Here is a 23,885-nt window from a genome sequence, read left to right on the forward strand (position 1 = left end):
GGGAAGCGACGCTGTATCAAGCCCGTCCTGCGCAGGCCGGGGATAACTCAGCTGCCGGCTCCCGATCCCACGGGTCGGCGACGACGCTGCCCTCGCCCAGTTCGCCCATCTCGTCAGGCTGCGTCACCGCGAGGTCCGGTGCATCCTGCGCCGCCACGCCCGGCGCGCCTGCCGCCAACGCGGCACACAGCGCCAGCCGCGCGATACCGTCCCGCCCGCGTCCGATCATTTCGCCGGCGCCTGTCCGCCACCGGCGCCCGAAGATGCCCCCTCGCCCGCGCCGCCGCCATAGGCCGCATCGGCGCGCGGCCCGAATTCGAGCGGGAAATCATTGAGCTGCCGCCACAATTCGTAGCCGACCGACACTTCCTCGCCCTGCACCCAGCCCATCACCTTGCTGCCCTGCCGGACGAAGCGGCGCCCGGGCCAGTCGCTCTTGCCCGGCACCGGTTCCACGATGACGCGGAAAAGCCCGTTCGGCTGCGCGATGGGATCGACCGAGCGCACCTGCCCGTCATAGATTCCCTGCGCGAGCGAGGGCCACCCGCTCAGCTGCACGGCGGGAAACCCCTCGAACTCGAGCCGGACCGGGCTGCCATCATGGATGAGCGGCACGTCGCGCCCGTTGATGTAAAGCTCGACGGCGCGCTCGATCTCCTCCGGCGCGATCACGGCCAACACCGTGCCTTGCGAGACGAGCTCGCTTCCCGCCGCAACATTGATCTGCTGCACTCGCCCGTTGCGCGGCGCACGCACGATCTGCGCCGATTGCCGGCTGAGTTCGGTATCGATGCGCTGCACCCGCGCGCGCGCATCGGCCAGCGTGGCGTCGGCCTCCGCGACCTTGATCTGCGCCTGTTCGAAATCGCGGCGGGAGCCCAGCCCTTCGTTGAACAATTGCCGGTTGCGGTCGACGTCGAGCATGGCGACCTGCCGCCGCCGCGCGATCGCGTCGATCTCCATCATAAGCTGATCGCGCTCGGCCTGAAGACGTTCGATCAGGCGCGGGTCGACATCCTCGACACGCGCGATGGGGTCGCCTTCGGACACTTCCTCGCCGTCCTGCACGTAGAATTCGGTGACCCGCCCGCCGATCAGCGACGTCACCTCGCGCACGCGGTCGTCGGGGTCGAGCGCGATGACCTCGCCCGTGCCCTGGGCCGTCTGCACCCAAGGGACGAAGAACAGGATCGCCGCCGACAGCGCAATCCCGCCCAGGATCAGGAGTGCGACGACGCGTGCGATGCGGGGCGGACGCATGCCGGCCAGCGTGGTAAAGTGGGCGCTGTGCTGGGGACGATCAGGCATGGGGGATCGCCTTGCCTTCGACGAATGCGACCATGTCGGCGCGGCTGGAAAACCGTTTCTGCTCCGTCCGGCCGAGCCAGAGATAGCCGTCCCGCTCAAGCGCCTCGGGCCGCCCGGTGCTCAGCAAGATGGTCGTGCCCGCCGCGCGCAGCTCGTCGAGTGCGCCTTGAAGCCGGTCGATCGCCATCATGTCGTACAATTGCGAGAGCACCAGCACGCGCGGCTGGCTGAGCAAGGCATTGGCGAGCTTGAGCGCCATCACCTCCGCAATGGACAGCGGCCAGCCCGACGACGCAAGCTGTGCATCGAGCCCGTCCGACAGCATCGCGATCCGCGGGCTCAGCCCCACCTGTTCGAGCGCGCGGCCGATCTCCTCACCCGAGCGCGTCGGCGCCGCGAGGGTAAGATACTGCCGGATCGTGACCTCCACGATGGTCGGCCTAGGTCGAGCACCATCACGGCCGAGCGCAGCAGATAGGTATCGAACGCGCCAAGATCGCTGTTGCCGATGGACACGATGCCGCGATCCGGCATGGCGTGGCGTTTGAGCAAAAGCGCGAGCATCCGGTCGACCCCCGGCTCCATCACGGTGACGAGCTGTTCGCCGCTGCTGACGGAAAAATCGAACCGGCCGCCCTCGACCTCCACATTGCGCATGCGGATCGCCCCGTCGCGCGGCGCCTCGCCCGATGCCTCGGCGTCTTCCTGAGGAATCGAGAACAGTAGCATCAGCTCCTCCGAACTGGCGATGAGGTCGTAGAACGTGTCGAGATACCAGCCGAGCTGATAAATGCCGTAGAACACCCCCGACAGGATCAGCTCCGCCGCGACAAGCTGCCCGATGGTCAGCTCCCCGCTCAGGATCAGCGACCCGCCGAGTGCGAGGAGCGCCGCGCTCGCAAAGGCATAGACCAGGAAAAACGCCAGCGTCTGCGAGAAGATGTACCGGAAATAGCGCTTGTGCGTGTTCACGTAATGCGCGGTCACCTGCTCCGACCGGTCCATCGCGAAACCGAGATGGCGGCTGGATTTATAGAACCCGTTCGACGCGCCCACGCTTTCCAGCCAGTGTGCCGCGTCATGTTTTGCATGGGACAGCGCCACCGATTGCGTGATCGCCCCGCGCCGCCACACGATCCAGATCAGCGCGCAGATCGACACCAGGATCGCGTTGAAGGCGAGGAAGAACGGATGATAGAAACTCGTCACCGCAAGCCCCACCGCGGCCTGCAATATGATGGTGAACGCGCCGATGACGAGGCTCGGCACGGCCTTCTGCACGATGGTCAGGTCGAAATAGCGATTGAACAGGCTGTAGCGGTTCTCGTCATTGAAGAACGGGTTCTGCGCGTGCACCGCCTTCAACGTGATCTGCGCGACCACGCGCGCGAAGAAGCGCCGTTCGAACAGATGCATGATATAGAACCGCAGCGCGCTCAAAAACGCGACGATCAGCAGCAGCATCAGCAACACGCCCGACAGCGTCCACAACGGCGCGGGCAGCGCGGTGCGCGCGACCGAATTGATCAGCATCTGCACCGAGATCGGCGTCGCCAGCGAAAGCAGGCTGATCGCGAGCGTATAGATGAGGCCGAGCGAGACATAGCGCGAATCCGGCCCGATGATCTGCGACATCCACGACAAGGCGTCGCGATATCCAAGACGTTGTCCCGCCATTACGATTGCGCCCCATAGCCCATGATATGATCCGTGCTATCCCGAATGTGAACGACGGTCCGACCGGCCGCACGCGGCGCCCCCGGCATCCGTCGCAAAGCCTTCTGCCGGGATGCGAACCGCCCGGACCCGGACCGATATGGCACATTGCAATCCCTGCGCAAAGAGGCGGCGCAAGCGTGTAACACATGCTCACAAATGGGTCTGGAAATGGCGGACGCGGTGAAATATGTCGCAGGTCATGAGCGACAGACTGATCCACCGCTATCTCGTACGCATCATCAAGAAGGGTACGCTCGGCGTGACTTTCGCCGATGGGTCGCCCGCGTTCTATGGCCGGTAGGAGGACGGGTTTCCCGATGTCCGGATCCGCTTCACCGATGCACGCGTGCCGCGCGACATCGTGCTCGACCCCCGGCTGGGCGCGGCGGAAACCTTCATGGACGGGCGGCTCGTCATCGAACAGGGCGGGATCATGGAACTGGTCGAACTGCTCCGGTCGAACAGCCCGTGGGATCGCGGCGGCTCGATCGGGCAGCCAGCGCTCCTCCGCCGGCTGGGCAACCGGGTCGCCTTCGCGCGCGAGGCCGTCAACAATCGCATCGGGTCGCAGCGCAACGTCGCGCATCATTACGACATCGGCAATGCGCTCTACCGGCTGATGCTGGATGCCGACCACATGCAATATTCGTGCGCCTACTGGCCCGACGGCGTCGACACGCTGGAACAGGCGCAGGAGGCGAAGCTTGCGCATATCGCGGCCAAGCTGCGGCTTTGCGACGGGCAGACGGTGCTCGATATCGGGTGCGGCTGGGGCGGGATGGCGATCTATCTTGCGCGGCATTTCGACGTGCGCGTGCACGGCATCACCCTTTCGCGCGAGCAGATCGAGCTTGCCCGCGAACGCGCGGCCGATGCGGGCGTCGCCGACAGGGTGACGTTCGAGCTGGTCGATTATCGCGATCTTCCGGCGCGCGGCACCCGTTTCGACCGCATCGTTTCGGTGGGCATGTTCGAACATGTCGGGCGCCCCCAATTCGAGACATTCTTCGAGAACTGCGCCAACCTGCTGAACGATGATGGCGTCATGCTGCTGCACACGATCGGACGGATCGGCGGGCCGGGCACGACCGATGCCTTCACCCGCAAATATATCTTCCCCGGCGGATATATTCCCGCGCTGTCCGAAACCGTCGCGGCGAGCGAGAAATTCCGTCTCATCGCCAGCGACGTGGAAATGTTGCGCCTCCATTACGCGCAAACCCTTCGCGCATGGTACGACAGGTGCATGGCCCACCGCGAGGCGATCGAGGCGATGTACGATGCGCGCTTCTTCCGCATGTGGACGTTCTACCTCGCCGGCGCGGTGTCCAGTTTCGAAAACGGCGGCATGTGCAATTACCAGATACAATATTGCCGCGACCGCCGCGCCCTTCCCCTCACGCGCGACTACATGGCCGAGGCGGAAAGCAAGCTGCGCGCCTGATCGCCCTGCATCGGTCGAGGGTGCGGCCGGTTACACCGCGACTTCGGGCAGACGCTCGGTTTGCGGCGCGGCGATGAGATAGCCTTGCACGAGTTCGATGCCGAGATCGCGGGCGGCATTGAGTTCGCCCGGCGTCTCGATCCCCTCGGCAATGCAATCGATGCCAAGTTCGCTGCACAGGTTGACGATATTGGCCACGATCCGCTGCCGCGCGAAGGAATCGTCGATCCCGCGCAGCAGATCCATGTCCAGCTTCACCAGATCCGGCGTCAGTTCCGCCAACAGGTTGAGGCCCGAATAGCCCGACCCGAAGTCGTCGATCGCGGTGGTAAATCCATGCGCCTTGTACGACGAGATGATCTTGCGAACATGCGCCGTGTCGGTCATGCGCTCGTTCTCGGTGAATTCGAACATCAGACGCTGCGGCGAAAAACCGACCCGCGCCGATGCGGCGAGCGAGGCGCGAATGCAGGCCTCCGGCTCATAAACCGCGTTCGGCATGAAATTGATGGAAAGGCGCGTGCCATCGTCGCGCGGGAACAACCCGCCGGCAAGCTCGATCGCCTTGACCCGGCAGGTCTGATCGAAGCGATAGATCATGTCGGGTTCGACCTGCGCGAGGATCGCGCCCGCCGATCTGCCCGCCACCCCGCGCACGAGCGCCTCGTACGCGAACAGTCGGCCGGTCTGAATGTTCACGATCGGCTGAAACGCCATGGTGATCGCCATGGGAAGCGGCCTGGCCGTGCGGCACCCTTCGCAGGCGGACGCGGGCGCCCTTCCCGCCTGTTGGAACGCGCGGGGATCGACGGGCTGATTCATACCCGCGCTTCCAATGCGTATCGCGCCGCCGTCCGGGCATCGCGAGCGTGATAAGGTAAATATTTCAAAGGACGCCCTTTTTGCTCAACTTTGCAAAGAGCATCCCATCAACTGGATAAGATCCCGTAAACAGGACCCTAGCAGGTCTTGGCGGGCAACCGGCGGCTGCGTTCGCATATGAAAGACCCCGCCGTTTGCCGCGGCGGGGTCTTTGCATTGTGTAAAAAAGGGATCGCGTAAAAAGGACCGTGCGATCAGGACGCCAGGACCGTTTCCGGAACCGGCGGGGGCGCCGCCGCGTCATCGCCGCCAATGGTCAGCAATTCCGAGATCAGCCCGTCGCGCAGGTCGTAGACCATGCCGTGGAGCCAGAGCTCGTCGCCGCGTTCATGAGCCGCGCGGATCGGCCCGAATTTGGACAGGCGAACGAGCTGGTCCCGCACGTTCAGCTCGACCAGACGGTTCACCCGCTTGCGATGGTCGGTCTGATGCTTCAGCTCCTCGGCATGATCGCGCTCCACTTGGCGCGCATTTTCGAGCCATTTGTCGATCGGTCCCTCGGTGTTGCCCTCCAGCGCGGCCTCGATCCCGCCGCAGCCGTAATGGCCGCACACCACGACATGCCGCACGCGGAGCGTTTCGACCGCGAATTGCACGACCGAGGCGAGATTGTCGTCATCCTCGTGCACGAGATTGGCGATATTGCGGTGGATGAACAATTCGCCGGGCCGGGTCTGCGTGATCTGATCCGGGCTCACGCGGCTGTCGGAACAACCGATCCACAGGATCTCCGGGTTCTGACCGCGGGTCTGCTCGGTGAAGAAATCGGCCTTGCGCTCCTGCATTTCGCGCGCCCAGCCCTTGTTCGACAGGAGCAGTTCCTCAAACGTCCTCATGCGTAGTTTACCTTCCTGAGCGGCGCGTCGAGCCCGCTATTCGCCAGATGATCGGAATCGTGGCGCACGCTGACGTCGATGTCGCGGAACCGGGCATTCTTCACGAAGCTGTTGATGATCTCGATATTGTCCGGATCGACGAAATCGGCCCGGTTGAGATTGATGACCACGATCGCATTGTCCGGAATTTCCGACAGCGATTTCTGCAATTCATACTTGTGAATGAAATACAGGCTGCGGCGCGCGCTGACGAGGTAGAGGTCGCCGTCGTTGGTCTTGGTGATGGCGGTGCGGAAATTACGCGCCACCACGAACACGAAGCCGATGGCAAGACCGATGATGATCCCGGTCAGAAGATCGGTCAGCAGGATCGCCGCCACGGTCGCCACGAAGGGCACGAACTGGTGCCAGCCCTGCTTCCACCGCTGCTTGTAAAGCGCGGGATTGTTGAGCTTGTACCCCACCTGGATCAGAATCGCGGCGAGCGCGGCCAGCGGGATGAGGTTCAGCACCGCGGGGATGAGCAGCACGCTGAGCAACAGCCAGAAGCCGTGCAGGATCGCCGACATCTTCGTCATGGCACCGGCCGACACATTGGCCGAACTGCGCACGATGACCGAGGTCAGCGGCAGGCCGCCGATGAAGCCCGACACGATATTGCCGCCACCCTGTGCGAGCAGCTCGTAATTCTTGTCCGTCGTGCGGCGTTGCGGGTCGATCTCGTCCACCGCCTTCACGCAGAGCAGCGATTCCAGGCTGGCCACGATGGCGAGGGTGAAGGCCACGACCCACACGTCGGCCATGCCGATGGCGCTGAAATCCGGGGTGGAGAACTGCTGCGTGAAACCGGTCAGCGTTTCGGCCACCGGCACCTGCACCAGATGGTCGCCGCCAATCGCCCATGCCGGGACCACCGCCATGAATATCGCATTGGCCACCACGCCAAAAATAACGACGACAAGCGGACCCGGAAGCAGGCGTAACGGCCCTTCGCTCGGTAGCTTGGCATCCCACCAGAACAGGAAGATCAGCGAAACGATCGCGATGATCATCGGTCCGACGAGGAAGAAGTCCCACACGGAATAGAACAGCGCCGACAGCGTGTTCAGCCCGTCCGGCTGAAGAAAGCTCAGGCTCCCTTCGAAATCGCCTTCATATCCCACGGCATAGGGGATCTGCTTGAGGATCAGGATAAGCCCGATCGCCGCCAGCATGCCGGTGATGACCGAATTGGGCACGAATTCCGACAATGTGCCCGACCGGGTAAAGAACAGCCCGGCCTGAATCACGCCCGAAAGCAGCACGGCGAGCAGGAAAATCTCCCAGCTCGGCAGCGATTCGATCGCGCCCAGCACGATGACCGTAAGACCCGCGGCTGGCCCGCTCACCGATAATTGCGATTTTGACAGGATGCCGACGACGATGCCGCCGACAATGCCCGCAATTAGCCCGGAAAACAGCGGTGCACCGGATGCCAGCGCAATACCGAGGCAGAGGGGAAGCGCGACGAGCGCCACCACGATTGATGCCGGCAGGTCCTTCCCTATCGTCGAAAACAGACCGTTCTTGCTACTCACGAAACCCCTTTCGCGCGCCGACCGCCGGTGCGGCGGAGGGCACGAAATCATGACACGTCATAAAGGCCCGGAACGGACCAAGTCAGCGTGTCTTATACGGCAAGCTTTGTTGCCGCTCCCTCGGGGCAATGTAACAAATTGTTGCAGGGCGCCCTGACCGCGCCGGCGCGCGCGATTACACGGCGGAACTGAACCGCCGGGCCGACTCCGCGCGGTAGGGGTCGAAAATCGCCGCCACCGTCCGCGCATAGGGCAGCCCGCCCGGCGCGATGATCAACGTGTCGCCCGCCATCTCGACAAGGCCGCGCGCGACGAAGGGCGCCAGCCGCGCATCGCTCTGCGCACGGATGCGGGGCGGCAATGTCGCGCGTCCGTGGCACAGCAACCCCTCGATGATGGCGCCGCGCGACCGGTCCTCCGCGCCGCGATGCGCGCCGCGTTCGGGTGCGAGGCCGCCGGCATCGACGCGCATGCGGTAGCGCCCGCCATTCTTCTCGTTCTGAACCAGGAGATGGGGAAACGCGCTGATCGCGGAGGCGCCGAGGCCGATCAGATTGGGCGCGTCGTCATCGGTGAACCCCTGAAAATTGCGGTGCAACCTCCCGCCGAGCGCCGCACGGGCCAGCGGATCGCGCCCCGCCAGCGCAAAATGGTCGAAACCCACCGGCGCATAGCCGTGCGTCACGAGATAGTCGAAACCGAGCTGTGCCATGGCGAAACGCTCCGCCTGATCCGGCATGGCATCGCTGTCGATCACGCGCTGCCGCGGCACGATATGCGGCACATGGGCATAGCCGAAGAGCGCCACCCGGTCGGCATGAAGCACGCGCGTGCGATGCAGGCTGTCGAGAAGATCGTCGCGCGTCTGACCGGGCAATCCGTACATGAGATCGAAATTGAGCGACGTGACGCCCGCTTCGCGCAGGCTATCGGTGGTCGCGACGATCATGTCCTCGCTCTGCACCCGGCCGATGCGATGCTGACAATGGGCGGCGAAGGTCTGCACGCCGAGGCTGGCGCGTGCGATGCCCACGCGGGCGATGGCCTGTGCCCATTGGGGCGACATCGTGCGCGGGTCCAGCTCGATCGAACAGACCGGATCGACAAGCCCGAACCGCACGGTGAGCAGATCGACCAGCCGGATGAAATCGGTGGGCGCGATCGCATTGGGGCTGCCCCCGCCGAACGAAAGCCGCGTTACCCGCGTGCCTGCGGGCAGAAGCGCGGACACGGCCATGATTTCGCGGTGCAGCGCGTCGAGATACGCCGTCAACCTCTGCCGCCGACCCGCGGCACCGGTGTTACAGCCGCAGTAGAAACAGATCTTCTCGCAGAACGGGATATGGACGTAGAGCGAAACATCGCCCGAAACGTTTTCCAGCGCCTCGCGATAGTCGCACCCGTCGATGGGGCCGAACTCGGCGGCGGTGGGAAAGCTGGTGTAGCGCGGCACGGGCACGCGGAGCAGGTCGGAATGATAAGGCCACATGCCGCATGTTTGGCGCCGGCGGCGGCGCGCGTCATTGCGATGGGTCAAATTTGCGGCGGTTGCATGCGGCATGGCACGCCTTGGGCGGACAGCGCAGCGGTGCGGCCGGATCGCGCCGTGGAACGGGAATGTCGACCGTGCGCCCCGCCGCCCCGGCACACAGGGTAAGGTGCAATGTCCGCCCCGCCGACGGATCCGGCCCCGGCCCGGCGGCAAGCGGGAACAGCGCGGCCGCCGCGACAAGGGCGGGCAGCGCGGACAGGCCCGTCATCATGCCGCATCCTCCTCGTCATCGATGAGGATGCGATGCGCCGCCCCGTCGAGATCGTCGAACTGCCCATCGCGCATCGCCCAGAAGAACAGCACGAGCCCGGCGCCGCCCATGCCGAGCGCGACGGGGATGAGAAAGGCCAGCACGCTCATGCCGCCGTCCCGCCCGGCATGCCCGGCATGCCCGGCACGCGCGCCAGCCGCAGCGCATTCGCCACCACGATGAGCGAGCTTGTCGACATGGCGATCGCGGCGACGAGCGGCGTGACCCGCCCCATCAGCGCCAGGGGCACCGCCGCCACGTTGTAACAGACGGCGAGCGCGAGATTTTGCCGCACGATCCGCATCGTGCGCCGCGCCGCGGCGATGGCGAGCACCACGGGAAAAAGTCGCTCACCCGTAAACACCGCATCGGCGGCCTGCTGGCTCGCGTCGCTGGCCGTGCCGGGCGCGATGGCCGCATGCGCCGCGGCCAGCGCCGGGCCATCGTTCAACCCGTCGCCTACCATGAGCGGGCGACGCCCCTGCGCCTTTGCATGGCTCAGAATGGCGAGCTTGTGCGCCGGATCGGCCCCGCCCTCGCCCGGAATGCGCAGCGTCTGCGCCATCGCGTCGACCGCCGCGCGGCTGTCGCCCGAAAGGATGCGCGGCTCGAGATTCATCGCGCGCAGGGCATCGAGCGTAGCCTCCACATCGCCGCGCAGCCTGTCCGAAAAGCGGATCGCATGGGAGCCCTCACCGATGCGCAGTTGCACGCATGGTCCGTCGCCGCCGTCCGTGGAGGGACGTTCCAGCGCCACGAACGCGCCATCGTGCCGCCCCGTCACGCCCACCCCCTCGCGCTCCACGATGGCGTCGACCGCGGCCGGCACGACGCCCGCGGCGGTGAGCGCCCGGGCCAGCCCGATGCTCAGCGGATGGCGGCTCGTCTGTGCGAGCGCGAGCGCGATTGCCCCCGCCCGCCCGTCCAGCCCCGCGATATCCGCCCGCAATTCGCCCAGCGTCAGCGTGCCCGTCTTGTCGAGGAACACCATGTCGATTTCGGCCAGCCGCTCGAGCGCGCTGCCATCCTTGACGAGCACGCCGCGCCGGATCAGCGCGCCCGTCGTCACCACCTGCGCCGCCGGCACCGCCAGCCCGATCGCGCAGGGGCAGGTAATGATGAGCACGGCAATCGCGATGGTGAGCGATTGATGCCACCCAGCCCCCGCGATCATCCAACCCGCAAAGGCCAGCGCGGCGAGCGTATGCACCGCCGGGGCGTAGATGCGGGCGGCGCGCTCGCTGATCCGGACGTAACGGCTGCGCGACTGGCCGGCCTCGTCCATCAAGCGGGCGATCTCGGCGATGGCGGTATCCTCGCCGGTCCCGGTGATACGAACCCGGATCGGGGCATGCATGTTGATGGCCCCTGCATGAACCCTGGCGCCCGGCGCGGCATGTTCGGGCGCGCTTTCCCCCGTCAGCATCGCATTGTCGAGCATGGCCGACCCGCTCTCCACCACGCCGTCGGCGGCCAGCGCCTCCCCCGCAGCGACGAGCATGACCATGCCCGGCTCCAGCTCGCCCGCCTTCATCCGGCGCACCGACCCATCGGCCTGTATCACCCCGGCATCGCGCCCCATCCGGCTGAGCAGCGCGCCGATCCCCGCCCGCGTGCGCCCGCGCATCCCCTCGTCGAGCGCCCGCCCCGCGAGCAGGAAGAACAGCAGCATGACCACGCCGTCGAAATAGGCATGGGCCCCGCCCGTCGCCGTTTCATAAAGGCTGAGTGCCGCGGCAAGGACGATCCCGATCGCAATCGGAACATCCATGTTGGTCCGCCCCCGCCGCAACGCCCTCGCCGCGGAGGCAACGAACACCCGCCCCGAATAGGCGAGCACCGGAAGCGCGATCATCGCCGACAGCCAGTGAAACACATCGCGCGTCACCCCATCGGCGCCGGACCATACGCTGATCGAGAGCAGCATGACATTCATCATGCCGAACCCCGCCACCGCGAGCGCGCGGAGCAGGCGGCGCATCTCTCCATCCGCACCGCCGCGCGTCCTGTCCGCGCAAGCGCCGGTGTCGCCCGCGACCTGCGCCTCGAAACCGAGATCGCGCAGCGCGGCAATCAGGCGCGCGGGATCGAGCGTATCGTCGTGCCGCACGGTGACGCGCCGGGCCGAGAGATTGACCCGTGCCTCCTCCACCCCGTCGAGCGCGATCAGCCCGCGTTCGATCTTCGCGATGCACCCGGCGCAACGCATTCCCGGAACGGTCAGCCGGATATCGGCGACAGGCGAAGGCGCAGGCCCCGCCATCGCATGCGGCGAAAGGACGGCCGGCGCGTTCATTCGAAGCGCATTTCCCGCGTCCATTCCTCTCCCCCGGCGAAGACGGACACGCGCGCGATCCAGCGTCCGGACGGCACCGGGCGCGTCGATACGAACGCCCCCGGCCCGGCCCCGGCAAAGGCAATATCGAATGCCGCCGGATCGCCGAGCGGGCGGCGCAAGGCGGCGGACACGCGCGCCCCGGCGGGGACGCCCGCCGTGCTCACCACCATCCGGCCATCGCCCGCACGCGCCGCCGCGACCTCCCAGCCCAGCGCATCCTGCGCCCGCGCGGTTTCGAGCCAGCCGTTGAACTTCTGGCTCGCGACATAGGAATTATCGACGACCACCCCGCCGAAACCACGCATGGCCAGCGTCGCCATCGTGAAATTCACGGCCATGACGATGCCGAACCCCGCGACGAGGATCGCGCTCATGTGCCGTCCGGTGAATTCGCGTGTCATGGGCTGTTTCCTGCAGGTGCGGAGAAATGGGTTCGGGCCCGTGCCGTTTCATGCTGCGGGTCGAGGGAGGTCAGGCGAAAGGCGAAATCTTGCGCCGCCGTGCCGGGCGGGACGGCGACATAGGCGCGCACGGTCCGCGTCTGATCGGCGGGCACGATGACGGTCTGCGCCCCGGCGGCATCGGCCCGGCCCACGGTATCGGACCAAAGGACGGCGCCGGGCAAACCGTCGACGGTGATGCGAAAGCCGCGCGGCCGGCTCTCCATGTTGCGCAGTTTCAGTGTGTAGGAATTGCGCAAGCTGCCGTCGCTCATCACCATGAAAGGCGGATTGCGGTCCGGCGACACGGTCAGCCCGACATGGCTGCGCACGCCCAGCGCGAACAGCAGCGAAAGCCCCACCGCGCCCCAGATCAGCCCGTAGGCGATGGTCCGCGGACGCAGGATCGTGCGCCACGGGGCACGAGGTGCCTCGCCGCGCGCCTCCGCCTCGCAATCCTCGAGCGTGGCATAATCGATCAATCCGCGCGGGCGGCCCACATCGGCCATCACCCTGTCGCACGCATCGATGCATAGCGCGCAGGTGATGCACCCGATCTGCGGTCCTTCGCGGATGTCGATGCCGGTCGGGCACACCGCGACGCATTGGCGGCAATCGATGCAATCGCCGAAATGGGCGGGGGCCTTCTCCGCCTTCTTCACGCTGCCGCGCGGTTCTCCGCGCCAGCCCTTGTACGTCACGATCAACGATTTCTCGTCGAGCATGGCGGTCTGTATCCGCGGCCAGGGGCACATGTAGATGCACACCTGTTCGCGCATGAACCCGCCCAGCGTCACGGTCATCAATGTCAGGATCGCCACGGTGACATAGGCGATGGGCGCCGCCTCGCCCGCGAAGAATTCGCGCCAGAGGGTCGGCGCATCCGCGAAATAGAGCACCCATGCCCCGCCGGTGGCAAAACCGATGGCGAGATAGATCGTCCATTTGAAAGCCCGGCGCGCGACCTTTCCCCACGTCCACGGCGCCGCGTCGAGCCGTATGCGCGCATTGCGATCGCCGTCGACGAAGCGGTCGACATGCTGAAACAGATCGGTCCACACCGTCTGCGGACAGGCATAGCCGCACCATGCCCGCCCCACCGCCGAGGTCACGAGGAAAAGCCCCAGCCCCGCCATCACCAGCAGCCCCGCGACGAAATAGAATTCGTGCGGCCAGATCTCGATCCCGAACATGTAAAAGCGCCGGTTTGCCACATCGACCAGCACGGCCTGGTCCGGCGCATACGGCCCCCGGTTCCAGCGTAGCCACGGCGCCCCGTAATAAATGCCGAGCGTGAGCAGCATCACCGCCCATTTGAAGCGGCGAAACCGTCCGTCGATGCGCTTGTTATGCACGGCCGCCCGTTTTTCGACCAGGCTTTGCGGCAGATGAGCGGGTTCCGGCTCGTGCGGGCCGTGGCGCCGGGTCGCAGCCGCCGGATCGGCGACCGCGCTGCTGACCGGGCGGTCGGGCTTGCCCCCCGCGCCCGGCGCGGGGTCGGCGGGATCAGGGGCGGTCATCGACCTCGACCGCCGGATCTTCGGCCTTCGCGATGAAATCCTCACCCCCGCCGAGCGAATGGACATAGGCGGCCAGCATACGGATCGTCGCCGGGTCCAGCCTGCTCTCCCACGCCGGCATCACGCCCATCCGCGGGTTCAGGATCTGCCGCCGGATATCCTCACGCGCGGAGCCGCGCAGCCAGATCGCGTCATTGAGCCGGGGCGCGCCGAGTGCGCGGCTCCCCCCGCCCGCCTCGCCATGGCAGGCGGCGCAATTGTCGGCAAAGATCTGCGCGCCCTGCCGGTTGTTCTCCCGCTTCCCGCTGAGCGCGAGGACATGGTCGATCAAGGCGTCCATCTGCACAGGGTCGAACACCCCTTCGAAGGGCGGCATCTGGCTTTGCCGGGTATCGTCGTGACCCGGCGCGCGAATGCCATTGACCAGCGTGTATTCGATGGCGCGCAGATCGCCGCCCCACAGCCAGTCATCGTCGTTGAGATTGGGGTAGCCGAGCCGCTGGCTCCCCGCGCCGCCCGAACCGTGGCATTGCGTGCAATGCACCTGGAACGCGGCGCGCCCGCCCGCGACCGCCTGCGCAAGCAGCGCGCTATCGTCCGGCAGGCGTTCGACCGGCACGCGGGAAAGCGCCTCGTGCACGCCGGTGCGCGCCTGTTCGGCGGCGTCCATGTCCCTGGCCAGATCGCCCCTGCTCGACCAGTGCAGCACGCCTTTCGTGGCGCGGTCGACCATCGGCCATGCGGGATAGGCGATGACATAGCCGATCGCGAACACGATGGTGAGATAGAACGTCCATAGCCACCAGCGCGGCATCGGCGTGTCGAGTTCCTCGATCCCGTCCCATTCGTGGCCGACCGTTTCGGTGCCGGTGGCCGGGTCGATGCGGCTATTCGCCATCGTTTTCGTCCTTGAAGATGGAATGGGCGGCGGTTCGGTTGTGCGCCCGCGCGTCGGGGCGGAACGGCCATGCGCACAGCATCGCGAACACCCCGAACATCGCGATCAGCGCGTGGCTGTCGGCGAAATGGCGCAGCGTTTCGTAAACGCTCATCGCCCCTTCTCCTGCGCGAGTTCCTCCTGCGCGGCGGCGCTGTCGAGATCGACCAGCGTGCCCAGCATCTGCAGATAGGCGAGCAGCGCGTCCATTTCGGTCACGCGGCCCGGATCGCCATCGAAATCGCGGATCTGCGCCTTGGGATAGCGGGCGAGCAGGTCGGCCGCGTCGCCCGCCTCCGGGTTGGCCTGCACGATGAGATCCTCGTTAGCGCGCGCGATGTCGGTATCGGAATAGGGCACACCCACCCGGCGCAGCGCGGTCAGCATCGCGCCCGCATCCGCGATGTCGAGCGTGGTCTCGCCGAGGAAACCATATTGCGGCATCACGCTTTGCGGCACCACGCTTTGCGGATCGGTGAGATGCTGCACATGCCATTCGTCGGAATAGCGGCCGCCGACGCGGGCAAGGTCCGGCCCGGTCCGCTTCGACCCCCATTGGAACGGATGGTCGTACATGCTTTCGGCGGCGAGGCTGTAATGGCCGTAACGCTCCACCTCGTCGCGGAACGGGCGGATCATCTGGCTGTGGCAGGCATAGCAACCCTCGCGGATGTAGATGTCGCGCCCCGCCTGTTCGAGCGGCGTGTAGGGGCGCATCCCTTCCACCTGCTCGATCGTGTTGTCGATCCAGAACAGCGGCGCGATTTCCACCAGCCCGCCGATCGCCACCGTCACGAAGGTCGCGATGGCGAGGAGGGTGATATTGCGCTCCAGCCGCTTGTGCCCGCGCACGGTCGCCTCCACGTCGGGCGGCTCCTGCGACAGGGGCAGGTTGTCGGGTGCAGGGTCGGAAATGGACATGGCGGGCAGGCTTCCTATTCAGCCGGTTCGGGGGGGAGAGGCCGGTCGGCGGCGGGATCGTAGGCGGCATCGCGCATCGGCTTTTCATCGCGGAGGCGACCCGCCATCGTCATCCACACGTTCCAGGCCATGATCGCCCCGCCCGAAAGGTAGAGCAGCCCGCCGAACGCACGCATCACATACATCGGGTGGAGCGCGGCGACGGTGTCGACGAAATTGTTCACCAGATAGCCGTCGGCTCCGTATTCGCGCCACATCAGCCCCTGCGTGATGCCGGCGACCCACATGCTCGCCGCGTAGAAAACGATCCCCACGGTCGCGAGCCAGAAGTGCCAGTTGATCATGCGCAGCGAGAACATCCGCTCCCGCTTCCACAGCCGGGGCACGAGGTAATAGACGCAGGCGAAAGTGATCATCCCGTTCCAGCCCAGCGCGCCCGAATGCACGTGCCCGATGGTCCAGTCGGTATAGTGGGAGAGCGAATTGACGCTCTTGATCGACAGCATCGGCCCTTCGAACGTGCTCATCCCGTAAAAGGCGAGCGCCATGACCATCATGCGGATGATCGGGTCGGTCCGGACCTTGTCCCAAGCGCCGTTGAGCGTCATCAGACCGTTGATCATGCCGCCCCAGCTCGGCATCCACAGCATCACCGAAAACACCATGCCCAGCGTCTGCGCCCAGTCGGGCAGCGCGGTATAATGCAGGTGATGCGGCCCCGCCCAGATGTAGAGGAAGATCAGCGACCAGAAATGGATGATCGACAGGCGATAGGAATAGACCGGGCGTTCCGCCTGCTTCGGCACGAAGTAATACATCATCGCGAGGAAGCCCGCCGTCAGGAAGAACCCGACCGCATTGTGCCCGTACCACCACTGCGTCAGCGCATCCTGCACCCCGGCAAAGGCGCTGTAGCTGCGCGAGCCCATGAAACTCACCGGCACGGCCAGATTATTGACGACATGCAGCATCGCGATCGTCACGATGAAGGCGAGATAGAACCAGTTCGCGACATAGATATGCGGTTCGTGCCGCCGCACCAGCGTGCCGATGAACACCGCGCCATAGGCGATCCACACGATGGTGAGCCAGATATCGACATACCATTCCGGCTCGGCATATTCCTTCGACTGCGTGATGCCGAGCAGATAGCCGCTCGCCGCGAGCACGATGAACATCTGGTAGCCCCAGAACACGAACCGGGCGAGCGCGGGGAACGCAAGCTGCGCGCGGCAGGTGCGCTGCACCACGTAAAAGCTCGTCGCGATGAGCGCATTGCCGCCAAAGGCGAAGATCACGGCGGAGGTATGGAGCGGACGCACCCGCCCGAAATTCAGGTACGGCTCGAAATTGAGCTGCGGAAAGGCGAGCTGCGCCGCGATGAACACGCCCACCAGGAAGCCGACGATCCCCCAGAACATCGTCGCGATCACGCCCCAGCGGATCACGTCGTCGTCATAGCGCGACGCCCCCTCCGGCATGCGGAAAAACCCGCGCGCCCGGCCCACCGGGTCAAAACGCGTCGCGCTCATCATCATCAGCACGAGCGCGACAAGCGCGACGATCCCCGCCTGCACCGCAAATGCGTGGTCGGCCGCGGTCGCCGCCACGATGATCGACATCAGCAATATCGCGAACCATAATATCGCCCGGCCGAGTGCAGCTTCCGCTTGCATCGCAATCTCCATTGGTTTCGCCAGGCTCGCTAGGGCCGGTGCGGCGGGCGTTCATTGATCCATCGCAAATTGCGGTAAAACATGGCGGGCTGCGCACGGCGCACCCGGCATTGACGTGGATCAATGCAGGCGGCGCGGCGCGGGTGCAGTGCCGCGATGGCAGCGCGAAAACCCTTGGCCGCACCGGGCGGCCGCCGCCCTGCCGGGACATTATCGATGAAACTTCCTGTCGCGCACGGCCCGATCGCGCGCGGTATCGCGGCGCTTGCCGCGCTTGCCATGCCGCTTGCCGCCACCACCCCCGCCCTCGCCCAGACGCGCACGCCCGACCGCGCCGGATCGGTTCAGGTCCGCGGATTTGTCACCGCTGTCCTGCCGGATGGGGCCATCACCGATGTCGACACGGACATCGTCGGCCTGCCCACGGGGACGCAGACGAAGGCGAACGACAATGTCGTGCCGACCCTCGCCATCGAATATTTCGTCACGAACGCATTTTCGGTCGAGACGATCTGTTGCCTCACGCAGCACGACGTCGATGGCACGACAGGGCTTCCCGGCGCGGAACTCGTGGCAGATGCAAAGCTGGTGCCCGCGACGGTGACGGTGAAATATCACTTCGATCTGGGCGGGGGGAAACCCTATGTCGGCGCGGGACCGGCCTATTTCATCTTTATCGACGAGAAGCCCGGCGCCGCGACAATTCCGCTCGGCGTCACCGATTTCGATCTTTCGGACGAACTGGGTTTCGCGCTTCAGGCAGGCATCGACGTGCCGGTCAATGACGCCGGGCTGATGGTGAGCCTCGATGCGAAACGCTATTTCATCGACACCACGGCACGCTGGCACGCCGGCGACACGCTCGCCATCCGGACAGAGCACAGGCTCGATCCGTGGGTGCTGAGTGCGGGAATGGGGCTTCGTTTCTGATCCCGTGACGGCGGGGAGCGCGGGCGCGGGGAAACAGCGCCCCGCCCCGCCCTCAGCGCGCGGCCTGCATCGCGGCGAGCGTATCGACCATCTCGCCCAGCGTTTCGCGCAAGGCATCGACCCGCGCCTCGTCCTGCCCGGCGAGCATGATGCCGGGAACCTTGCGCGCCGCCGCCCGCAGGTCGCGGCCCGCCTGCGTCAGCCGGATACGCACGCGCCGCTCGTCCGCGGGATCGCGCATGCGCTTGACGAGGCCCGCATTCTCAAGCCGCTTCATCAACGGGGTGATCGTCCCGCTGTCGAGATACAGCCGCGCGGCGAGCGCGCCGACCGTCTGATCGTCGCATTCCCACAGGACCAGCATCGCCAGATATTGCGGATAGGTGAGACCGAGCTGCGACAGCACCGGCGCGTAAAGCCGGTTCACCAGATTGCTGGCGGCATAGAATTTGAAGCACAGCTGCGAATCGAGCAGCAGCGGATCGCGCGGCCCCGCGGCCGGCGGGGCGGTGGCGTCTGGCCCGGTCATGCGGCGCTGTGGCCCATGCGGTCTGGAATGAAGCTGTCGATCATCGCGGGCACAGCATAGCAACAGCCATCAATTCACTGCACACAAAATCAAATTGTGCGCAATGTAATCCCGCGCAATGGAACAATTGGCGCGCTGGCTCATTCCTGCATCACATTCTCCACGCATCCAGCCGGGCGCCCGTCCGGGAAAGGACACCCGGCGATCATGCAACAGCTCGCGACCGACTTCATCAATTTCCGTGGCAAGTTCCGCATTGGCGGGCTGATCGACGTGGGCACGCAGATGTCGCTCATTCGCCGGGCAAACGGGCGCTACCTGCTCATCGACAGCTATGGCGTGGAGGGGGAGGACCGCGGCGCGCTGCTCGGCCTGACTGACAATGGCGCGAAGATCGACGCGATCCTCAACGTGCATCCGTTTCACACGCTCCACTGCGAATTCGCGCACCGGATCGCGCCGGATGCGCGCCTGCTCGGCACGAAGCGCCACCGCGAAAACGCGCCGTCCCTGCCATGGGACGACGCGCTGATCGAGGATGCGGCGACGCAGGCCGAATTTGCCGAGGAGCTGGAATTCTCCGTGCCGGCCGGGCTCGAGCTCGTGCCCGATAACGATCGCGTGCATGCCGCGTCCGTGCTGGTGCGACATCGGGAGAGCCGGATCGTCCATGTCGACGATACGATCAACGTGCTCGCGGCGCCGGGCGTATTGAAGTCCGTAGTCCCGCAATCCCGGCTCAAGTTTCACCCCACCGTACCGAGCGCACTCGAAAAACGGGCCGGTGCCGCGGACGCCTTTGCCGCATGGGCGCGCGACCTGGCCGAAAAATGGGCCGACACGCCGACCGTGTGCGCCGCGCATTCGGCGGTTCGCCGGCTCCCGCACGGCGGCTGGCGCGACGAAATTCTCGACGCGCTCGCCGATACGGAAAAAGCGCTCTCCAAACATCGCGGCACCTACGGCTGACCCCGCAAGACCACACCCAACATCACACGATTCAAGGATTTCATTCATGTCCGACCAGACCTTCACCACCATCAACCCGCTCACCCAGGAGGTCATCGAGACCTATTCCTACATGAGCGACGAGGACGCCGCCCGCGTCGTCGAGGACAGCCACAAGGCCTTCCTCGACTGGCGTTTGAAAAGCCTTGAGGATCGCGCCAGCGTCATTGCCGCCATCGGCAAGGCGCTGCGCGACAACAAGGAAGAGTTCGCGCAATTGATGACGCGCGAGGTCGGCAAGCTGATCGGCGACAGCCGTGACGAGATCGAGCTTTGCGCCGCGATCTGCGACTATACCGCAAAGGATGGCCCAGCCGTTCTCGCCGACGAGGAACGCGAGGCCAAGGGCGCCACCGCCATCGTGACGCATGCGCCCATCGGCGTGGTCTACGGCATTCAGCCTTGGAACTTCCCCGCGTATCAGGCCGTGCGCTATTCGATTTCGAGCCTGATGGCCGGTAATGGCGTCCTGCTCAAACACGCCGAAAACTGCACGGGAAGCGGCGAATATCTCGGGCGGCTTTACGAAAAGGCCGGCCTGCCCAAGGGGCTTTTCGGCGTGCTGCGCATCACCCATGACCAGTCCGACACGCTCATCGCGCATGATCTGGTGCGCGGCGTGACCATGACCGGAAGCGACAAGGCCGGGCGCCACATCGCGAAGAAAGCGGCCGAGGCGGTCAAGAAGACGGTGCTCGAACTCGGCTCCAACGATGCGTATATCGTGCTCGACGATGCCGATCTCGACCTTGCGGTGAAAACCTGCGTCGCGGGCCGGATCTACAACAATGGCCAGACCTGCGTGAATGCAAAGCGGTTCATCGTGACCGAGAAGAATTACGATGCATTCGTCGACGCCTATGGCAAGCAGTTCGCCGGCATCGAACTTGGCGATCCCACCGAAAAGGATACGAAGCTCGGCCCGATGGTGTCGAAATCGCAGCGCGACGGACTGCACGAGCAGGTCACGCAGAGCGTCGCGAAAGGCGCCCGCCTCGTGACCGGCGGGACGGTTCCCGACCGCGAAGGCTGGTTCTATCCGGCCACCGTACTGGCCGACGTGGCGCCGGGGCAACCGGCCTATGACGACGAGCTGTTCGGGCCGGTCGCCTCCATCATCAAGGCGAAGGACGACGAGGACGCGATGCGCATCGCCAATGACAGCCGCTATGGCCTGGGCGGCGGGATATTCAGCCGCGATACCGACCGCGCGCGCGAACTGGCGGCGAAGCATTTCGACACCGGCATGGTGTGCATCAACACGTTCGACATCGCATCGCCCAACATGCCGTTCGGCGGGGTGAAGAATTCGGGCTACGGACGTGAACACGGCCCCGAGGGGATCAAGGAATTCGTCAATGTGAAGTCGATCCGGATCGCGAAAGGCAAATGAGCGCCACGCTAAGCTGCGACGTGGCGGTGATCGGGGCGGGCACGGCCGGGCTCGCCGCCGAGCGCGCCGCCCGCGACAGCGGGGCGACGACATTGCTGATCGACCCGGAATTCCGGGGGACGTTATGCGCAAACACAGGCTGCATGCCGTCCAAGCTTCTGCTCGCCGCGGCGAAGGAAGCGCATCGGATCGGCAAGGCCGGCCTGTTCGGGATCGAGGTCGGCGATATGCGCGTCGACGGTCCCGCGGTGATGGAGCGGGTCCGGTCCGAACGCGACCGGTTCGTCCGCCTCACCCGCGAATCCATCATGGATCTGCCCGACGACATCCGCGTGCAGGCCCGCGCCCGGTTCGAGAGCGAGAACCGCCTCGCCCTGTCCGATGGCCGCTTTGTCGAGGCGAAGGCCATCGTCATCGCCACGGGGTCGAAGGCGGTCGTGCCGCCGCCCTTCGCCGCGCTCGGCGACTTGCTCCTCACCAATGAAAACATGTTCGAGCTCGATGACCTGCCCCGGCGGCTGGCCGTGGTCGGGTCGGGTTCGATCGGGCTCGAAATGGCGCAGGCTTTCGCGCGGCTGGGGACGGAGGTTTCCCTTTTCGACCGGGCCGATCGCATGGGTAACCTGCGCTGCGACAAGGTGCACGACGCATTGCGCGACATTATCGAGAGCGACATGACCGTCCACCTCGGCGTCGATGTCGAACCGTCGCGCGATGGCGATTGCGTGCGCGTGAAATGGAGCGGCGACGATAACAAGGGCGAGGCGGAGTTCGACATGCTGCTCGCCGCGCTCGGCCGTCCGCCGCATCTCGACGGGCTCGACATCGGGAATGCCGGCCTCGAATGCGACGATGATGGCGTACCGTGCCACGACCGCCAAACCATGCGATGCGGGACGAGCGCGATCTTCATGGCGGGCGATGTCGCCGCCGATGTTCCCGTGCTGCACGAGGCTTCGCATGATGGCCGGATCGCCGGGCGCAATGCCGCCGCCCTGCCCGCGCCGATTTCCATCGACCGGCACGTGAAATTCACGATGATCTTCACCGACCCGCCCGTGGCCAGCATCGGCGTGGCCGAGGACGAAAGCGCGGTCAGCGGAACCGCGGACTTCTCGGATCAGGGCCGCGCACGGGTCGAGGGGCGCAACGAAGGCGTGCTCACCCTCTACGCCGCCGCGCCCGAGGGCCGGCTGATCGGGGCCGATCTCGTCGCGCCGGCGGGCGACCATCTTGCCCATGCGATCGCGTGGGCGATCGAACGGCGCGTCACGGCGAGCGAGATGCTGGAACTGCCTTTCTATCACCCCACGATCGAGGAAGGGTTGCAATCCGCGCTGCGGACCATTTGCGCCGCGACGCCGCTCCCCCTGCCCCAAACGCAGGATACGGGAACGCCGGCGGGCGCGTGACCCTGCGCGCGCGTCATGACACCGGAGCCGGTTTCACCGGCTGCGCCATGACGGGCCGCCGGCCCGCCATCAGGCAGGCGGCAATTCGTTGAGCACCGGCTCGGCCTCCCGGCGCGCGGTCATCGCCGTCCCGGCCGAGGCGAGAATGACGCAGACGATGGCGATGCCCTGACGCGGCGAAAGCAGTTCGTGGAGGAAGAGAAAGCCCGCGACCGCGCCCATGGCCGGCTCCCACGCTGGTCAACGTGCCAAAAACGCGCGCGGGAATATGTTTGAGCGCAACCATCTCCAGCGAGTAGGGGATCGCGCTCGACACCGCCGCCACGACCATGCCGGTTGCGATGAATCGCGGGTCGAGCAGCGCGGCATTCGCGCTGACCACACCGACCGGCACCACGATTACGGCCGCGACGCCCATGGCAATCGCGATGCTGTGCCCGGCATGCTGATGCGCGAGCTTTCCGCCGAACACGATATAGAGCGCCCAGAACACCCCCGCCGACGCGGCGAATGCCATGCCCACCGGATCGAGCCGCGATCCCGTCTCCTCGATCGGGAGCAGAAGCGCGAGACCCACGAGCGTCAGGCCAAGCCAGGCAAGATCGCGGGGGCGGCGCGTGCCCCACAATGCAACGCCGAGCGGCCCCATGAACTCCGTCGCGATCGCGATGCCGAGTGGAACGGTCCGCAGCGACAGGTAAAAGCACAGGTTCATCAGGCCGAGCGACGACCCGAACGCGGCGAAAAGCCGCCACTCCGCCGCGCTGTATCGCCGACGCCACGGTCGCCAGATCGCCAGCAGAAACAGCGCCGAAAACCCGACCCGGTAGGCCACCGTCCCCGCCGCGCCGACATGCGGAAACAGCGATTTGCCGATCGACGTGCCGATCGCAAGCGTCACCATGGCCGCCAGCAATGCGGCAAACGGCATGATGGGCGCAAATACGCCGCCGGAACGTCCGGCACTATCCTGCGTCATGGTCATCGCTGATGCCCTTAGCGATTGGGGCCGCGCATGGGCACACAAATCATGGACACGGGACCAGGAATCATGCGCCCGGCGTTTCTGACGAACGCGATGATCGCGCAATAACGGCGTGCGGCTTTCCGATCCGTTCGGAAAATCGGGCTCCACCGGTGTGTGTTCAATACACCGATGAAGCCCGAACATGTCCTGATCCCAAACCAGATCTCACGGGGCAAGATCTGCCCC

The 23,885-nt window shown here is 65.7% G+C and carries 21 protein-coding genes and 2 pseudogenes; 5 read left to right on the forward strand and 18 right to left on the reverse strand.

Features of this window, described 5'->3' with window-relative positions; genetic code table 11:
- Window positions 1-16: 16 nt before the first annotated feature.
- The 3 genes and pseudogenes from JD971_RS02515 to JD971_RS02525 form a co-directional block, all read right to left on the reverse strand.
- Window positions 17-229, reverse strand: a complete 213-nt coding sequence (locus JD971_RS02515) for a hypothetical protein (protein WP_202085708.1) — start codon at window positions 227-229, stop codon at window positions 17-19.
- Entirely contained in the window at window positions 226-1,308 is a 1,083-nt protein-coding gene (locus tag JD971_RS02520) for an HlyD family secretion protein (RefSeq protein ID WP_202085709.1), read from the reverse strand. Before JD971_RS02520 ends, JD971_RS02515 begins: the two co-directional genes overlap by 4 nt.
- Window positions 1,301-2,985: pseudogene (locus JD971_RS02525) on the reverse strand (ABC transporter ATP-binding protein). Before JD971_RS02525 ends, JD971_RS02520 begins: the two are co-directional and overlap by 8 nt.
- A gap of 241 nt (window positions 2,986-3,226) precedes the next feature.
- Between JD971_RS02525 and JD971_RS02530 the strand changes: the two are divergent.
- Window positions 3,227-4,471, forward strand: a pseudogene (locus tag JD971_RS02530) (class I SAM-dependent methyltransferase).
- 30 nt (window positions 4,472-4,501) lie between these two features.
- On the opposite strand, the gene JD971_RS02535 reads toward JD971_RS02530, so the two are convergent.
- The 13 genes from JD971_RS02535 to ccoN form a co-directional block, all read right to left on the reverse strand.
- On the reverse strand, window positions 4,502-5,200 hold the full coding sequence (locus JD971_RS02535; protein ID WP_202085710.1) for an EAL domain-containing protein: 699 nt from the start codon (window positions 5,198-5,200) through the stop codon (window positions 4,502-4,504).
- Window positions 5,201-5,547: 347 nt separating this feature from the next.
- Window positions 5,548-6,189 (reverse strand): carbonic anhydrase, encoded by a 642-nt coding sequence (locus JD971_RS02540; RefSeq protein WP_202085712.1) that lies wholly within the window; start codon window positions 6,187-6,189, stop codon window positions 5,548-5,550.
- Entirely contained in the window at window positions 6,186-7,766 is a 1,581-nt protein-coding gene (locus JD971_RS02545; protein ID WP_236672233.1) for a SulP family inorganic anion transporter, read from the reverse strand. The genes JD971_RS02540 and JD971_RS02545 overlap by 4 nt, the downstream gene beginning before the upstream one ends.
- Window positions 7,767-7,941: 175 nt before the next feature.
- Window positions 7,942-9,255, reverse strand: coding sequence for a radical SAM protein (locus tag JD971_RS02550; protein WP_202085716.1), 1,314 nt, complete (start codon window positions 9,253-9,255; stop codon window positions 7,942-7,944).
- Between the two features lie 31 nt (window positions 9,256-9,286).
- On the reverse strand, window positions 9,287-9,529 hold the full coding sequence (locus tag JD971_RS02555) for a hypothetical protein (protein WP_202085717.1): 243 nt from the start codon (window positions 9,527-9,529) through the stop codon (window positions 9,287-9,289).
- Complete coding sequence (gene ccoS, locus JD971_RS02560) at window positions 9,526-9,678, reverse strand: cbb3-type cytochrome oxidase assembly protein CcoS (RefSeq protein WP_202085718.1); 153 nt, start codon at window positions 9,676-9,678, stop codon at window positions 9,526-9,528. Before ccoS ends, JD971_RS02555 begins: the two co-directional genes overlap by 4 nt.
- On the reverse strand, window positions 9,675-11,864 hold the full coding sequence (locus JD971_RS02565) for a heavy metal translocating P-type ATPase (RefSeq protein ID WP_202085719.1): 2,190 nt from the start codon (window positions 11,862-11,864) through the stop codon (window positions 9,675-9,677). The genes ccoS and JD971_RS02565 overlap by 4 nt, the downstream gene beginning before the upstream one ends.
- Window positions 11,861-12,307: a FixH family protein gene (locus JD971_RS02570; RefSeq protein WP_202085720.1), complete on the reverse strand. Its 447-nt coding sequence runs from the start codon at window positions 12,305-12,307 to the stop codon at window positions 11,861-11,863. The genes JD971_RS02565 and JD971_RS02570 overlap by 4 nt, the downstream gene beginning before the upstream one ends.
- A complete protein-coding gene (gene ccoG / locus JD971_RS02575; RefSeq protein WP_202085721.1) occupies window positions 12,304-13,866 on the reverse strand; it encodes a cytochrome c oxidase accessory protein CcoG in 1,563 nt (520 codons plus the stop codon). The genes JD971_RS02570 and ccoG overlap by 4 nt, the downstream gene beginning before the upstream one ends.
- Window positions 13,853-14,764 (reverse strand): cytochrome-c oxidase, cbb3-type subunit III, encoded by a 912-nt coding sequence (ccoP, locus tag JD971_RS02580; RefSeq protein WP_202085722.1) that lies wholly within the window; start codon window positions 14,762-14,764, stop codon window positions 13,853-13,855. The genes ccoG and ccoP overlap by 14 nt, the downstream gene beginning before the upstream one ends.
- A complete protein-coding gene (locus JD971_RS02585) occupies window positions 14,754-14,918 on the reverse strand; it encodes a cbb3-type cytochrome c oxidase subunit 3 (RefSeq protein WP_202085723.1) in 165 nt (54 codons plus the stop codon). Before JD971_RS02585 ends, ccoP begins: the two co-directional genes overlap by 11 nt.
- Window positions 14,915-15,724 carry a cytochrome-c oxidase, cbb3-type subunit II gene (gene ccoO / locus JD971_RS02590; protein ID WP_202085725.1) on the reverse strand — a complete coding sequence of 270 codons (810 nt, stop codon included), beginning with the start codon at window positions 15,722-15,724 and terminating at the stop codon, window positions 14,915-14,917. Before ccoO ends, JD971_RS02585 begins: the two co-directional genes overlap by 4 nt.
- A 14-nt stretch (window positions 15,725-15,738) precedes the next feature.
- Window positions 15,739-17,346 (reverse strand): cytochrome-c oxidase, cbb3-type subunit I, encoded by a 1,608-nt coding sequence (ccoN, locus tag JD971_RS02595; RefSeq protein WP_371809732.1) that lies wholly within the window; start codon window positions 17,344-17,346, stop codon window positions 15,739-15,741.
- A 270-nt stretch (window positions 17,347-17,616) separates the two neighbouring features.
- On the opposite strand from ccoN, the gene JD971_RS02600 reads away from it, so the two are divergent.
- On the forward strand, window positions 17,617-18,330 hold the full coding sequence (locus tag JD971_RS02600; RefSeq protein WP_371809702.1) for an OmpW family protein: 714 nt from the start codon (window positions 17,617-17,619) through the stop codon (window positions 18,328-18,330).
- A 52-nt stretch (window positions 18,331-18,382) separates the two neighbouring features.
- Here the strand turns inward: JD971_RS02600 and JD971_RS02605 are convergent, their stop codons facing one another.
- Window positions 18,383-18,859: a MarR family winged helix-turn-helix transcriptional regulator gene (locus tag JD971_RS02605; RefSeq protein WP_202085729.1), complete on the reverse strand. Its 477-nt coding sequence runs from the start codon at window positions 18,857-18,859 to the stop codon at window positions 18,383-18,385.
- A gap of 207 nt (window positions 18,860-19,066) precedes the next feature.
- Here JD971_RS02605 and JD971_RS02610 point away from each other — a divergent pair, with 207 nt between their 5' ends.
- The 3 genes from JD971_RS02610 to JD971_RS02620 are packed head-to-tail and all read left to right on the forward strand — an operon-like array spanning window position 19,067 to window position 22,672.
- Window positions 19,067-19,828 (forward strand): hypothetical protein, encoded by a 762-nt coding sequence (locus tag JD971_RS02610; RefSeq protein WP_202085730.1) that lies wholly within the window; start codon window positions 19,067-19,069, stop codon window positions 19,826-19,828.
- A gap of 46 nt (window positions 19,829-19,874) precedes the next feature.
- Window positions 19,875-21,260, forward strand: coding sequence for an NAD-dependent succinate-semialdehyde dehydrogenase (locus JD971_RS02615; RefSeq protein ID WP_202085731.1), 1,386 nt, complete (start codon window positions 19,875-19,877; stop codon window positions 21,258-21,260).
- Complete coding sequence (locus JD971_RS02620; RefSeq protein ID WP_202085732.1) at window positions 21,257-22,672, forward strand: dihydrolipoyl dehydrogenase; 1,416 nt, start codon at window positions 21,257-21,259, stop codon at window positions 22,670-22,672. Before JD971_RS02615 ends, JD971_RS02620 begins: the two co-directional genes overlap by 4 nt.
- 13 nt (window positions 22,673-22,685) lie before the next feature.
- On the opposite strand, the gene JD971_RS02625 is transcribed toward JD971_RS02620, so the two are convergent.
- Window positions 22,686-23,657, reverse strand: coding sequence for a DMT family transporter (locus tag JD971_RS02625; RefSeq protein ID WP_236672234.1), 972 nt, complete (start codon window positions 23,655-23,657; stop codon window positions 22,686-22,688).
- Window positions 23,658-23,885 lie beyond the last annotated feature (228 nt).

The sequence above is a fragment of the Croceicoccus sp. YJ47 genome (genome assembly GCF_016745095.1).
Taxonomy (GTDB): Bacteria; Pseudomonadota; Alphaproteobacteria; order Sphingomonadales; family Sphingomonadaceae; genus Croceicoccus.